Annotated in this window: 13 protein-coding genes; 8 read left to right on the top strand and 5 right to left on the bottom strand. The window is 54.6% G+C overall.

Annotated features, from left to right (window positions below):
- Window positions 1–148 precede the first annotated feature (148 nt).
- The 5 genes from JAO79_RS04310 (at window position 149) to JAO79_RS04290 (ending at window position 5,761) form a co-directional block, all read left to right on the top strand.
- Entirely contained in the window at window positions 149–1,225 is a 1,077-nt protein-coding gene (locus JAO79_RS04310) for a TRAP transporter substrate-binding protein (protein ID WP_199005896.1), read from the top strand.
- Window positions 1,226–1,331: 106 nt separating this feature from the next.
- Window positions 1,332–1,877, top strand: a complete 546-nt coding sequence (locus JAO79_RS04305; protein ID WP_199005895.1) for a TRAP transporter small permease subunit — start codon at window positions 1,332–1,334, stop codon at window positions 1,875–1,877.
- Entirely contained in the window at window positions 1,874–3,169 is a 1,296-nt protein-coding gene (locus tag JAO79_RS04300; protein WP_199005894.1) for a TRAP transporter large permease, read from the top strand. Before JAO79_RS04305 ends, JAO79_RS04300 begins: the two co-directional genes overlap by 4 nt.
- 157 nt (window positions 3,170–3,326) lie before the next feature.
- Window positions 3,327–4,637, top strand: coding sequence for an SAM-dependent methyltransferase (locus JAO79_RS04295; RefSeq protein ID WP_199005893.1), 1,311 nt, complete (start codon window positions 3,327–3,329; stop codon window positions 4,635–4,637).
- The gene (locus tag JAO79_RS04290) at window positions 4,637–5,761 is read left to right on the top strand and encodes an NAD(P)/FAD-dependent oxidoreductase (RefSeq protein WP_199005892.1); all 1,125 of its coding nucleotides are present in this window, start codon (window positions 4,637–4,639) and stop codon (window positions 5,759–5,761) included. Before JAO79_RS04295 ends, JAO79_RS04290 begins: the two co-directional genes overlap by 1 nt.
- A 91-nt stretch (window positions 5,762–5,852) precedes the next feature.
- Here the strand turns inward: JAO79_RS04290 and JAO79_RS04285 are convergent, their stop codons facing one another.
- The 3 genes from JAO79_RS04285 to JAO79_RS04275 form a co-directional block, all read right to left on the bottom strand.
- Window positions 5,853–6,791 carry a porin gene (locus JAO79_RS04285; RefSeq protein ID WP_199005891.1) on the bottom strand — a complete coding sequence of 313 codons (939 nt, stop codon included), beginning with the start codon at window positions 6,789–6,791 and terminating at the stop codon, window positions 5,853–5,855.
- Between the two features lie 17 nt (window positions 6,792–6,808).
- Window positions 6,809–7,471, bottom strand: a complete 663-nt coding sequence (locus tag JAO79_RS04280; RefSeq protein WP_320158937.1) for a DUF2057 domain-containing protein — start codon at window positions 7,469–7,471, stop codon at window positions 6,809–6,811.
- Window positions 7,472–7,714: 243 nt separating this feature from the next.
- The gene (locus JAO79_RS04275) at window positions 7,715–8,188 is read right to left on the bottom strand and encodes a Dps family protein (protein ID WP_199005890.1); all 474 of its coding nucleotides are present in this window, start codon (window positions 8,186–8,188) and stop codon (window positions 7,715–7,717) included.
- Between the two features lie 223 nt (window positions 8,189–8,411).
- Between JAO79_RS04275 and JAO79_RS04270 the strand changes: the two genes are divergently transcribed.
- Window positions 8,412–8,711 (top strand): DUF2061 domain-containing protein, encoded by a 300-nt coding sequence (locus JAO79_RS04270; protein ID WP_199005889.1) that lies wholly within the window; start codon window positions 8,412–8,414, stop codon window positions 8,709–8,711.
- On the opposite strand, the gene JAO79_RS04265 is transcribed toward JAO79_RS04270, so the two are convergent.
- Window positions 8,708–10,147, bottom strand: a complete 1,440-nt coding sequence (locus tag JAO79_RS04265) for a dihydrolipoyl dehydrogenase (RefSeq protein WP_199005888.1) — start codon at window positions 10,145–10,147, stop codon at window positions 8,708–8,710. The two genes, JAO79_RS04270 and JAO79_RS04265, sit on opposite strands and share 4 nt — an antisense overlap.
- Before the next feature lie 136 nt (window positions 10,148–10,283).
- Between JAO79_RS04265 and JAO79_RS04260 the strand changes: the two genes are divergently transcribed.
- On the top strand, window positions 10,284–10,955 hold the full coding sequence (locus tag JAO79_RS04260) for a LysE family translocator (protein ID WP_199005887.1): 672 nt from the start codon (window positions 10,284–10,286) through the stop codon (window positions 10,953–10,955).
- Here JAO79_RS04260 and JAO79_RS04255 read toward each other — a convergent pair.
- On the bottom strand, window positions 10,900–11,952 hold the full coding sequence (locus JAO79_RS04255) for a 3-deoxy-7-phosphoheptulonate synthase (RefSeq protein WP_199005886.1): 1,053 nt from the start codon (window positions 11,950–11,952) through the stop codon (window positions 10,900–10,902). The two genes, JAO79_RS04260 and JAO79_RS04255, sit on opposite strands and share 56 nt — an antisense overlap.
- Window positions 11,953–12,320: 368 nt before the next feature.
- Between JAO79_RS04255 and JAO79_RS04250 the strand changes: the two genes are divergently transcribed.
- Window positions 12,321–13,124 (top strand): secretin N-terminal domain-containing protein, encoded by an 804-nt coding sequence (locus JAO79_RS04250; RefSeq protein ID WP_199005885.1) that lies wholly within the window; start codon window positions 12,321–12,323, stop codon window positions 13,122–13,124.

Here is a 13,124-nt window from a genome sequence, read left to right as displayed (position 1 = left end):
CTAGACATATGTCGTAATTCGCACATTTTTTGATGCACTCTGCCCGCCAAGCATGCAAACCTGAACTAAACTGTTCAGCAGTACCCGCTGGTGCAATTGCTCAGCGCCCTGACACACAATTAAAACAATACAACAGGTTGGACAAACCATGAAAATCCGCACGCTTATATCAGCGACCGTGCTCGCTGTAGCCACCACGTTTTCAGCTTCGCAAGCTCTGGCCCAAGAAAAATTCACACTGAAACTGGCCGAAACCTGGGGCCCCAACTTCCCGATCTTTGGTGACACCACCAAGCGTTTTGCCGAAACCGTCGAGAAAATGTCCGACGGCCGCCTGCGCATCCGCATCGATTCGGCCAACAAGCACAAAGCTCCGCTGGGTGTGTTCGACATGGTGAAAGCCGGCCAGTACGACATGGGCCATTCTGCTTCTTACTACTGGAAGGGCAAAGTGCCCGAAACCCTGTTCTTCACCAGCATGCCCTTCGGCATGAACGCGATGGAACAGTATGCGTGGTTCTACCACGGCGGCGGTATGGAGCTGATGCAGGAAGTGTACGAGCCCCATAACATGCTGTCGTTTCCCGGCGGCAACACCGGCATTCAGATGGGCGGCTGGTTCCGTGAAGAGATCAAATCACTGGACGACCTGAAAGGCCTGAAAATGCGGATTCCGGGCTTTGCCGGAGAAGTCTTCGCCGAAGTGGGCGTTAATCCCACCAACATTGCCCCGGGTGAGCTGTACACAGCACTTGAACGCAACACCATTGATGCGGTCGAGTGGGTCGGGCCGGCGCTGGACTTGCGCCTTGGTTTCCAGCAAATCGCTGACTATTACTACACCGGCTGGCACGAGCCTGCGACCGAGCTGCAGTTCCTGATCAACAAGCGCGTTTGGGAAAAACTGCCAGCCGACCTGCAAGAAATCATGCGCGTGGCCATGCGCACCGCCTCCTACGACATGCTGGTACACTCACAGCACGCCAACGCGGAAGCCTGGGCAAACATCAAAAAAGAATACCCCAACGTACAGATCAAACGGTTCCCGGCTGACATCTTCCAGGCCATGTACGATGCCAACAAGAAGCTGCTGAAAAAAACCGCGGAAGAAAGCCCGATGGCGAAGAAAATCATCGACTCTCAGCTGAGTTACCAGAAGCAGAGTCGCGCCTATACCGAGATTTCTGAACGCGCCTACCTCAACACCATGGGAGAAGTTGAGTAAACTCTAGGTCATGCTGAATCAGAGCCGGGATCGCTCGTAAAAGTGGTTCCGGCTTTTTTCATGAAAAAACCATACAAAACATCCGCTCAGCGGAGGAAGAGGTTTAATGCGCTGGATTATCAAACTGGACGAGGGCCTGGCCTGGCTTTCGAAACTCTGCGGCTGGATCGCCTGCGTGGCCATGATCCTGATGGCCGCCAACGTGTTCTACGACGTGGTCGCACGTTACGTGTTCAGCGATGTGTCGATTGGCATGCAGGAAATGGAATGGCACCTGTACTCGGTGGTGTTTCTGCTGGGCATCCCCTACGCCCTGCGCACCGATGGCCACGTTCGCGTGGATGTGTTCTACACCAACTGGCAGCAAAACACCAAAGCCTGGATCAACCTGATCGGCGCGCTGATCTTTGTCATTCCCTTCGCGTATCTGATCGGCGTGTACGGCTACAGCTTCGCGGTTGACGCCTACGAGATGGGCGAAGGCAGCGGCGATCCGGGCGGCCTGCCCCATCGTTGGATCATCAAATCGGTCATTCCGGTCAGCGCGTTCTTTATAGGGACAGCTGGTTTGAACATGATCACTTTCGCCATCCGCGTACTGGCCGGTGAAAAATCCTATGACAATGAGCACAGTGCAGGAGGCCTCGCATGATCGGAATGATTATGTTCCTCGTGGCCCTGGTCATGCTGATGTTCGGGTTCCCCGTTGCCTTTACTTTCGGTGGCGTTGCGCTGTTTTTTGGCATCTTCGCCGAAGGCATGGATCTGTTTGCCTTCATGCCGTATCGCATCATGAGCGTCATGCAAAACACTGTACTGATGGCCGTGCCGCTCTTCATCTTTATGGGCGTGATTCTTCAACGCACGAAACTGGCCGAACAACTGCTGACCTCCATGGGCCGCTTGTTCGGCGGTTTGCCGGGTGGTTTGGCCATATCGACCATTCTGGTGGGCGCGCTACTGGCCGCCTCTACCGGCGTGGTCGGTGCCAGCGTGGTGGCCATGGGCTTGATCTCCTTGCCGGTAATGTTGGCCCACAACTACGACAAGCGTTTGGCAACAGGTACCATCTGCGCCTCCGGCACCCTGGGCCAAATCGTACCGCCTTCGATCATCCTGATCATTCTGGGTGACGTACTGGGCTTGCCGGTTGGTGATTTGTTCAAAGCCGCCGTTGGGCCGGGCATGGTGCTGATTGGCCTGTACATTGTTTACATATTGTTCCTGACTCGCTTGAAACCGCAGACTGCTCCGGCGATGCCGCCCGACGACAGCATCAGTCGCAGCAAGGAAATCCGCAATGCGCTGTTTGCCATCATCCCGCCATTGGCGTTGATTGTGGTGGTTCTGGGTTCTATTTTCACCGGCATTGCCACCCCCACCGAATCCTCGGCATTGGGTGGTGTCGGCGCGGTGATTCTGGCCATTATCTATCGCCAATTCAGTTTCAAAATGGTGTGGGATGCGTCTAAAGATACGGTAAAAGTTACCGCGATGGTGTTTGCTATTCTGATCGGCGCCACGGCCTTCTCCATGGTGTTCAGTTACACCGGCGGCGACTACCTGCTGGAAGAATGGCTGATGATGCTGCCGGGCGAGCAATGGGGCTTTATCATTCTGGCCATGGTGGTGATTTTGGTGCTGGGCTTCTTCATCGACTTCGTGGAGATTTCCTTCATCATCGTGCCGATATTGGCACCAGTCGCCGAAGCCATGGGCATCAACATGCTCTGGTTTGCCATTCTGATCGCCATGAATCTGCAAACCAGCTTCCTGACGCCGCCTTTCGGGTTTTCATTGTTCTACCTCAAGGGCGTTGCCCCTGCAGAGGTGAGAACGACCGACATCTACAAAGGCATTATTCCGTTCATTCTCATACAGATTCTGGTGTTGGCGCTGATCGTCATCTTCCCGGAATGGTTCGGGATGAGCTCCACCTACTAGTTCCCTTCATAATAGGCAGGCCGGACAGCTCCCGGCCTGCCCTCCCCCTGCTTCTCAGCTTGCCCAAATCTGATCATTTTATATACAATCTGAAGAGTGCGACTCTCAGTCTGGCCGTCGAGACCGCTTGGCATTGCACCCAACGGGAGCCTGAAACATGTCTAGCAGTAACGCGCGCAAAGCTACCCATCCCGGCAAGGACGCTCCGCACCTCTTGAGCATTCCTCATGAGGAACCTCTTCGTGATCGAGAACCTCACAGCTACGAGCGCTGGTTGCTCGACAAGTTCATTCGTCTGGCCGGCTCGCCCCCTATTCGATTCCAGCTGTGGAATGGCGACCGGATAAATCCGGAAAGCCAAACCGCTCGCTTCACATTGACCCTGAACGATTCCAAAGCACTCTATGCTCTGGTCACCGACCCGAACCTGGCCATGGGCGACCTCTATAGCTCAGGGCGACTCGACATAGAAGGTGACCTCACCGACTTTCTGGAAACCGTTTACCGCACGGTTCACGACGCCCGCAAGCAGTGGCCGAAATGGCTGGATAACCTTTGGAAGAACCCGAACCCGCGCTCGTCGGGGCTATCGCAAGCCAAAGAAAACATCCACCACCATTACGATCTGGGCAACGATTTCTACAAACTGTGGCTTGATCAGGCGGAAATGCAGTACACCTGTGCCTACTACGAACACCCGGACAACACTCTCGAACAGGCGCAACTGGCCAAGCTGGAACACGTATGCCGCAAACTGCGGCTGAAACCGGGCATGACCGTCGTCGAAGCCGGCTGTGGCTGGGGCGGTCTGGCCCGCTATATGGCGCGCCACTATGGCGTGACCGTTTGTTCCTACAACATTTCCCGGGAACAACTCGACTACGCCAAAGCGGAAGCTAAACGACAAGGTTTGGATGATCAAATCCGGTACATCGAAGACGACTACCGTAACATTCAAGGCGAGTACGATGCGTTTGTATCCGTGGGCATGCTGGAACACGTGGGCAAGGACCACTACCCGGCGCTGTCCGATTTGATCAAGCGCTGCCTCAAGCCCAACGGCATTGCCTTGCTTCACAGCATCGGCCGTAACCGGCCAATGCTGATGAACGCCTGGATCGAAAAACGCATTTTCCCTGGCGCTTACCCGCCGAGCATTGCCGAGTTCATGCAGATCTGCGAGCACAATGATTTCTCGGTACTGGATGTGGAAAACCTCCGTTTGCACTACGCCCAAACGTTAAGCCACTGGTTGGAGAATTTCACCCGGCACGAGGACACCGTGATCGAGATGTACGATGAAAGCTTCACCCGGGCCTGGCGATTCTATCTGGCAGGCTCGATCGCGGCATTTCGAGCTGGCTCATTACAACTGTTTCAGGTTGTTTTCAGCCATGGCGATAACAATCAGCTGCCGCGAACCCGTCAGGACTTGTATGCCACCCCGACCACACCGGAGCACTCATAATGGATACCTTCGATGTCATCGTCGTGGGCGCAGGCCCAGCCGGCTCCACCCTCACCCATGCTCTGGAAAATGCCGGCAAGAACGTTTTGCTCCTTGATAAGGCGTCGTTTCCCAGAGACAAAACCTGCGCTGGCTGGGTAACACCGGCGGTTCTTGAAAGCCTCGATATTGATATCAACGATTACCGCCAACACCGAACGCTGCAATCCATCAGCCGGTTCCGGATCGGCATGATGGGCCAGAGCCCGGTGGAAAACTGCCACGGCGGCGTGGTCAGCTATGGCATCCGGCGCTACGAATTTGATGCCTATCTGCTGGACCGGGTCCAATCCCGCAAACAACTGGGCACTCCGGTAAAATCCATCGTCCGCGAAAACAACCTTTGGCTGATAAACGGACAATGGCAAGCGCCGCTGCTGGTCGGGGCAGGAGGCCACTTTTGCCCGGTAGCCAAGCAGATCGGTTCGGGCCCGGGCAAACATGAAACCGTCGTAGCCGCCAAAGAAGTGGAATTCGAAATGACCCCGGCGCAAGCCAAAGCCTGCGAAGCTCGGGGCGACACACCGGAACTTTGGTTCTGCCGCGATCTCAAAGGTTATGCCTGGGTATTCAGAAAAGGCAACTTTCTGAACATCGGCCTGGGACGCGAAGACAACCACAAGCTCACCGATCATCTGGAGGAGTTTGTTCAGGAAATGAAACAAGCTGGCCGCATTCCCGGTGATTTGCCCGACCGTTTCAAAGGCCATGCTTATTTGTTGTATGACCACGCCGGACGGCCACTGGTCGATGACGGGGTATTATTGGTGGGCGATGCGGCGGGGTTGGCGTATACCCAAAGCGGGGAAGGTATTCGCCCCGCCATTGAATCCGCATTGATTGCGGCCCAAGTCATTCTTGATGCACCGGATTACTCCGCCTTATCTCTTCGCCACTATGGCGAGCAGATCGCCAAACGCTTTGGCCACCGCTCCAATGAACGGGAAACCGCCTTCGAAATGCCGGATTGGCTCAAACGATCCCTTGCCAGCACTTTGATGCGCTCACACTGGTTTACCCAGAAAGTAGTGACGGAAAATTGGTTCCTGCATCAGCAGATACCGCCGCTGCAGATCGCGGTGTAAAATACACAAAGGCCGGGCAATAGTGCCCGGCCTTTGTTTTTCCTCGCACCAACCGTTGGTGTGGCCACGGCTGGCGTTTTGGAAGTGTTGCTTAGAACTTCACACGCATACCGGCAAGGAAGCCCATGTCAGTATCGTCTTCATCGGTGTCAGCAATTTCAGCAAACACGCTGACGTTCTTGGCCGTCGGGAATTTGTAGGTCACGTTCGCGTACCAGGCCGTCACGTCGTCGCTCTTGTCTTCTTCCTGATTCTGCATGCCGAGTGCCACAGCAGTGGTGCTAGTAACGTCGACGGTCGCTGCAATGTTGTACAACGTCGTCTCAAGGTCCGTGTTGCTGTCATCGGTGACACTGTAGTCAGCGGCCAGACCAAACATACCGAAGTCGTAACCGGCACTCAGCCCCCATGTATCTTTGTCGTCCTGACCAATGGGCGTATTACGCTGGTAGGCAGCAGCCAGTTCCAGGCCGGCAATTTCCGTAGAGGCAAACAAATCAAAGAACTCGCCGGTGATGCCGCCTTTGTCCTCGGCCTCCAGTTCGTAGGAAGCAACCAGGTAAACGTTGTCCAGTTCTACATCAACGCGAAAGGTATCGTCACCATCCGTTTTTACGGCGTCAAACTGATCTTCGTCCAACGGCGATTCATAAGCTTCTTCGATGCCGAATTCGTCAGTCGCAAAGTTTTGCTTACCCATGGATAGCGAAGTTACGCCGTACTGGATACCAACGTAGGCTTCTTCAATCGGCTCATCGACGTCTTTGCCATTGGCGTGGTCCTTGAAATCAAAATCCAGGCGACCGAAGGCTTTCATATCGTTGCCCAAGTCGTAGCTCACGTAGTTCTTCAGTTCCAGGTCATCAAAATCTACGTACTCATTGGTGTCGTCACCAATTTTCTTGCGCAACTGAACTTGGAAATCACCGTTCAGCTTGTAAGTAAAACCATCTTTCTCATAAACAGTCGCCGCATTTACAGAACCTGCAGCAACAGTAGACACAGCAACAGCCAGTAGAAGCTTCTTCATTATTTACAACTCCACGTTCATTTTTGGTTTGGTGTTTGTCGGTTGCTGGAATCGACCCAGCTGCCCCACTCTTTTCGGGTTTGTTCGTCAGCTTTCAGATACCAGTAGCGCAGCATCCTGCTGACCATTTCCTGATCCGGATCGGCTTGCGGATCCAGCGATAACCCTTCTGGGTTCATTTGCAGCTCTGCACCGGTGGTCTGTGTTCTCACAGCCACCGCCGCAATTGCGCCAGACCGGTTATAAGCGGCCAGCTCTTGCGGGTAGTCCCGCACCAGCTGAAAGCCCTCTTTCTCAAGCACATCGGTCGTGATCGCCACTGCCCGGCCCTGACCATCAGTCAGCTGCCAACGTCCCTGTTGGTTGAAGTTCGCCATTTCATGTCGGGTATCGATCCCCGGAGCACTTAGCTTCAGCTCGGTGTCCTCAGCGCTGAAGCGCACAACAAAGGCATCGCTGGTTTCCCGGATCTCTTCCCGACCGATTTCGGTGGTGCACTCCACCACCAGCTGCTGTGTGCCGTCAGCCAGCGTAAGGGACTGACCGGAGGAGGCGGTTTGTTCGCTGCCCTGCACTGCCTGCACGTTCACACAAGGCCCAAGCGTCAGCTGCACCTCAGCCAGAGCCGGCAGAGGCAACAGGGCAATCGTCAAAAAGGTAATGCGGGTAAATCTCGTCACGCTCTGAATCCAATTAGTGGTCACCGGTATCGGTGTTGAATCAACTGGAATGACACTATGGAGGGGGGGTATGACAGCGCTATTACAACGCGATATGGGCAGGCCGTTTTTATTACCCGGCACCCTGAAAAAACAAAACCGCACGTTAAGGTGCGGTTTTATCAGACATTAAAATGATAAGTGCTCAGATAAAAAAGGGCGGCTCCAAGAGCCGCCCGTTCAGATATCGTTGTTTCGCCGGAATCAGTGGCCCAGGTAACTCCGGTACATCCAGACTGTTTTTTCCTGCTCTGAAATGTAATCGCTCATCAGCGCAGACGTACCTTCGTCGTCGGCTTCGCCGGCAAGGCTCAGAATCTCGCGCTGTTTGCTGATCAGCTTGCTGAAGCTATCCACAATATTGGTCACGGCTTCTTTGCCGTCAGAGACGTTCTTGCGCTCGACCACTTCCGACTGCTCGATGTAAGTGCTGTAGGCATGAGCCGGCACGTGGCCCAGAGTCAAAACCCGTTCCGCAATCTCATCAATTTTGAGCAGCAAATCGTCGTACAGTTCTTCGAATTTTGCGTGCAACTCGAAGAAGTTCTCGCCCTTGATGTTCCAGTGGTATCCGCGAACGTTCATGTAAAAAATCTGGTAGTTCGCTAAAAGCCCGTTCAGGGAATCCGCCAGCTTCTGCGTTTGTGCTGTATCAAGACCGATAAAATTCTTACCCATGATGAACCTCCTGGTTTTATTTTGGGCTTTCGATAACTAAGACAATAAGCCCATTTGTTGCGCTATTGAAGTTTAGTTCTCCAATCGCATCGATAGTGAATGGCCATAAACTCAGCCAAAAACCTATAGGCCTGCACTATCAAATTCACTTAAACATTCTATTTGAGAAACGCTCTCATTTATCTTGTAATGACGTTAACACATCATCCTCGCGGAGAAAGTCATGAGCGCGTTAAAACACTTTGTTCACAATCACGGATCACACGTTGACCAATCGCTGCTGAAAACCATCACGTTTGCGGTCACTCACTTCACCGTTGCGTTCTCCGTCGCTTACCTGTTAACCGGCGATCTTTTAATCGGTGGGTTGATCGCCATGGTGGAGCCGGCCATCAATACCGTTGCTTACTTCTTCCATGAAAAGATGTGGGCACGCCACAGCCAGAATTCAACCACTTCAGCTGAAAACCGTTTTCAGCCCACGCCACAATCCGGCTGGTCGCCAGTGTCAAACCCGGGCTAACTGCCCGGGCCACAGTCCATGCACTCATCGACCGCTTCCGGCCCTTCCTCCAAATGGTAAAGAAGGTTTTTCAGGGCGGTTCTTAACCCTTCTTCAATAACCGGGTGGTAAAACGGCATCGCCAGCATCTCGCTAACGGTCATCCGTTTTTGAACACACCAGGCCAACAAATGCGCGATGTGTTCAGCTGCCGGGCCAAACATCTCGGCACCCAGAAACAATCCGGTTCGGTGTTCGCCGTACAGCCGCAACAAGCCGCGATTCTTACCGATCACCTTACTGCGGCCCTGATCTTCAAAGCTGACCTCTCCAACGGCAAAACAGCCCTCGCATTTTTTATCGACGTCGTGAATGCTTAAGCCGACAGAAGCAATCTGGGGATCGGTAAATACCACTCCCATCGAGGCCTTTCGGATGACCGCGCGTACATCAGGCCAGCTGCCGGCGTTGTCTCCGGCAATGCGGCCTTCGTCCGCGGCTTCATGCAGTAGAGGGCGCTCGTTGTTGACGTCGCCGACCAGAAAAATATGGCTATCACCGCAGCGCATGGTGTTGGGGTCGACGTCCGGCATGCCACGGTCATCCAGATCGATACCGGCATTCTGAATATCAAGGTTGTCGATATTCGGCCGGCGCCCTGTCGCCGCCAACAAATACTCAAACGACTCCTTATGCTCTTGCCCGTTTTCTACCCACGTAATCTGCACACCCTGCTCGGTGCGCTCGATGCGTTTGGTCTCAGCTTGCGCGCTCAGTGGAAATTCATCACCGAAAGTTTTCAACGCATAGTCGCGAATCTTTTCATCGCGAATGCCGCCAATTCCACCACGAACACCAAACATTCGAATACGAACGCCCAGCCGGCTTAATGCCTGACCTAACTCCAACCCAATGATGCCGGGACCAAACACCGCAACCGATTCCGGCAAATCGTCCCAGCTGAAGATGTCGTCGTTCACCACCAAGCGATCTTTCGCATCGCTAAACATCTTGGGAACATTCGGCCGAGAGCCCGTCGCGATTACGATGCGATCTGCGATGACCTCAGTGTGCTCACCCACCACCAGCCGGTGCGGGCCCACGAATCGGGCGTGCCCGATCAAACGCTGCGCTTCCGGTTGATTCTCCATGGACCGGACCACCGACTGCACAAACCGGTCACGCTCTGTGCGCACCCGCTCCATCACTTGCCGACCGTCGATATGGATGTCACCCACCTGCACCCCGAACTGGCCAGCCCGCCCGACGTTGTGAGCACTTTCGGCAGCGGCAATCAGCAATTTGCTGGGCATGCAGCCTACCCGCGCGCAGGTGGTGCCGTATTGTTTACCTTCAATCAGCAACACCTTGTCAGTTTTCTTTCGTGCCCGTTGGTAAGCCACCATACCGGCGGTGCCGGCACCGATAATGGCCACATCGACTTCACGCTTTTCCATCAGGCCTCCTCAACCAACATTTCACTGATTTTTCTATAACTTACGCTTCGAGTATAGAAGCTTATTGACCCATGATAGGTGAAAACGATAAAAAATCTCCCTATGCTTTCGGCTTTCACTAAGATGGAGACAACAGGTGCAGGATTACTGGCTGGAATTTCTTACCGTGGCGTTGATTCACCTGTTGGCAGTTGCCAGCCCGGGGCCGGATTTTGCCGTGATGTTGCGTCAGGCGATCACTCAGACTCGCCGGAACGCACTGCTCAGTGCCGTGGGTATCGGCCTGGGGATTTTGCTACACGTTGGCTATTCGTTGCTGGGCATCGGGTTGATCATCCAGCAATCGGTGATGCTGTTTACCGTGCTGAAAGTCATTGGTGCGCTGTATTTGTTGTGGATTGCCTGGCATTGCCTGCGGGCCAAACCCGGCGGCATTCACGTAGAAGCGAAGAATGGAAAGGTACAATCGGGCTGGGGCGCGTTTCGCCTCGGTTTTCTGACCAATGTGCTTAACCCGAAAGCAACGCTGTTTTTCGTATCGTTGTTTTCCGTGGTTATCAACCCGGGCACGCCCGTACTGCTTCAGGCCGGCTACGGCCTTTATATGGCAGTGGCCACCGGCTTGTGGTTTACCTTGGTGGCGTTGTTCTTCACCCACCCCCGTGTCCGCCGGGGATTCAACCGGTTCGGACACTGGCTCGACAGGGTCATGGGCGGAGTATTGGTGCTGCTGGCCGGGCAGCTTCTGTTCTCTACAGTGAGCGGATCAGAGCCTCTGTCTGCTCCCAGCCCAGGCACGGGTCAGTAATCGAGCAGCCGTAAATCAGGTCTTCGCCGTCATCCTGGCGGCCGAAGGCCAGGAAGCTTTCCAGCATCAGGCCTTTGATGTGGGTGTTGCCGTTGCGCTTCTGAGCCATTACCTCACGGGCAATCTCGACTTGCCGCTCCGCCTGTTTGCAGGCGTTATCGTGACTGCAATCTACCATCACGGAAGCTGACACACCGGCGCTTTGCAATTCCTTCACCGCCCGGGCAATGCTTGTCTCATCGTAGTTAGTGACACCTCGGCCACCACGCAGCACCAGATGGGTATCCGGGTTTCCAGCCGTGGTGATCATCGCCGGCGCGCCCGAGTGGGAAATGCCCATATGATGATGGCTGTGCGCCGCCGATTTCATGGCGTTGATCGCCACAGACACGCCACCGTCGGTGCCGTTCTTGAAACCGGTCGGCATGGGCAAACCGCTGACAAGTTCTCGGTGAATCTGTGATTCTGTGGTGCGGGCACCAATAGCAGTCCAGCTCACCAGATCGCCGAGGTAATCCATCACGAACGGGCTCAAGGCTTCGGTGGCCAACGGCAACCCCAACTCAGACAGAGCCAGCAGCAATTTACGGGAACGCACCAGGCCCTGATTCAGATCACCCGCACCGGTACGGGCCGGGTCGTACAACAGTCCCTTCCAGCCCACTGTCGTGCGAGGCTTCTCAAGGTAGGCACGCATCACAATCAGGAACCGGTCACTGACTTCATCCGCCAGTGCTTTCAGCTTGGTGCCGTAGTCCAGCGCGGCCTGTTCGTCATGAATCGAGCAAGGCCCGATGACGATCAGAGTGCGCGGGTCTTGGCCATTCAGCACGTTGCGAATCTGCTCTCGGTAGCCGGCAATGGCCCGGGTCAATGGCTCACCGGCAGGAAACTGTTGGCGCAGTTCATTAGCGGTTGGCAGCTTCGCTTCCTGGCGAGGCTGGCAATTGGTCGACGATACTGTGTCCAACGTTTCAGTTTTCAGAGGCATGTTCATATCCGTGTTCCCGTTATCCCTATGTCAGAATCAAAAAAGCCCCGGCTGGGCTACCAGTCGGGGCTTTTTGAGTCCGGTGGCAGCCTGGGTTGTTTGCCGGGCTGCCTTCCTCGCTAAATTCGGTCGATGAAGATCTTATGGGCGGCCCGAGCTCTGGCTAAAATAAAAGCCATAACCAAACCACCAAAAAAACACAGCCGAACCGGAAGCCATCAGTTTTTCACCGAAAGCTTTCAGAACATTCAATTGACAGGCTGCGTGTAGTGTCTTCATGCTTTTTACTATATACCCACGGTTTTAGAGTTGGCAACCGGCAATTCTGATTATTTTATCGTCATCGCCCGGCAGAACCGGTACAGGAGGTCTTCATGGTTATCGAAAAACTGAGCCGACTCGCGCGCTTGTCAGCACTCGGCTCCGTTCTTCTGTTGGCCTTGTCAGTATTTGCCGCCAGCGTTCAGGCGGCCCCCGAAGCCCGCATTTATCAACTCAAAAACCGGACCGCAGAAGACATCTCCCAGCAGATTCGGGCACTTTACCAACAAGCCCCCGTCACCGTGACCGCCCGAGGCCTGCAGTTGGTGGTTCGCGGTGAGCCGGACCTGCTGGACGAAATTGGCACACTGGTGAACACCTTGGACGTGCCGCCGGTTCAAATGCGCATCAGCGTACGTTATCGGCAAGATATCGGGGGCAAACAATCAGGCGGGGGCGTCAGCATTCGCAATAACACCGCAAACGCCAGCGTGCAGAGCCGCACCTATAGCACCAATTCCAACACGGTACGCCAACTGGTTGTTCAGGACGGCCAATCTGCACACATCACCTCGGGCAATGTACGCAGCTTGCCATTCGCCGTGCAAGGCGGTCGAAATCCGGCAGCGATCCTTGAAAAGGTTGAGACCCGCAGCGGCTTCGTAGTGAGCCCACAAGCTATATCGGACCAAGCCATTGAACTGAACATTGTATCGTTCGAGGAAGACCCGGCCGCCCTGGAAGGTTATGAAACCGAAGCGCTCATGACCATCCGTCGCGTTCAACCCGGGCAATGGGTATCGCTCGGCGGCACCCGCACCCAGGAAACCCGTCAACAGAACGGTATTCTGTACCGGGTTAACAGCAAACGAGCCGATAACCAATCTGTTGAAGTAAAAGTGGACGTTCTGCCCTGA

The organism is Marinobacter litoralis (assembly GCF_016427555.1).
GTDB classification, from domain to species: Bacteria; Pseudomonadota; Gammaproteobacteria; order Pseudomonadales; family Oleiphilaceae; genus Marinobacter; species Marinobacter litoralis_A.
This window is presented reverse-complemented; position numbering and strand designations above follow the sequence as displayed.

Bases quoted from the DNA above. Each gene is read 5' to 3' on its own strand.
- JAO79_RS04310 (WP_199005896.1), top strand. From the start codon at position 149: ATGAAAATCCGCACGCTTATATCAGCGACCGTGCTCGCTGTAGCCACC.
- JAO79_RS04305 (WP_199005895.1), top strand. From the start codon at position 1,332: ATGCGCTGGATTATCAAACTGGACGAGGGCCTGGCCTGGCTTTCGAAA.
- JAO79_RS04300 (WP_199005894.1), top strand. From the start codon at position 1,874: ATGATCGGAATGATTATGTTCCTCGTGGCCCTGGTCATGCTGATGTTC.
- JAO79_RS04295 (WP_199005893.1), top strand. From the start codon at position 3,327: ATGTCTAGCAGTAACGCGCGCAAAGCTACCCATCCCGGCAAGGACGCT.
- JAO79_RS04290 (WP_199005892.1), top strand. From the start codon at position 4,637: ATGGATACCTTCGATGTCATCGTCGTGGGCGCAGGCCCAGCCGGCTCC.
- JAO79_RS04285 (WP_199005891.1), bottom strand. From the start codon at position 6,791: ATGAAGAAGCTTCTACTGGCTGTTGCTGTGTCTACTGTTGCTGCAGGT.
- JAO79_RS04275 (WP_199005890.1), bottom strand. From the start codon at position 8,188: ATGGGTAAGAATTTTATCGGTCTTGATACAGCACAAACGCAGAAGCTG.
- JAO79_RS04270 (WP_199005889.1), top strand. From the start codon at position 8,412: ATGAGCGCGTTAAAACACTTTGTTCACAATCACGGATCACACGTTGAC.
- JAO79_RS04265 (WP_199005888.1), bottom strand. From the start codon at position 10,147: ATGGAAAAGCGTGAAGTCGATGTGGCCATTATCGGTGCCGGCACCGCC.
- JAO79_RS04255 (WP_199005886.1), bottom strand. From the start codon at position 11,952: ATGAACATGCCTCTGAAAACTGAAACGTTGGACACAGTATCGTCGACC.
- JAO79_RS04250 (WP_199005885.1), top strand. From the start codon at position 12,321: ATGGTTATCGAAAAACTGAGCCGACTCGCGCGCTTGTCAGCACTCGGC.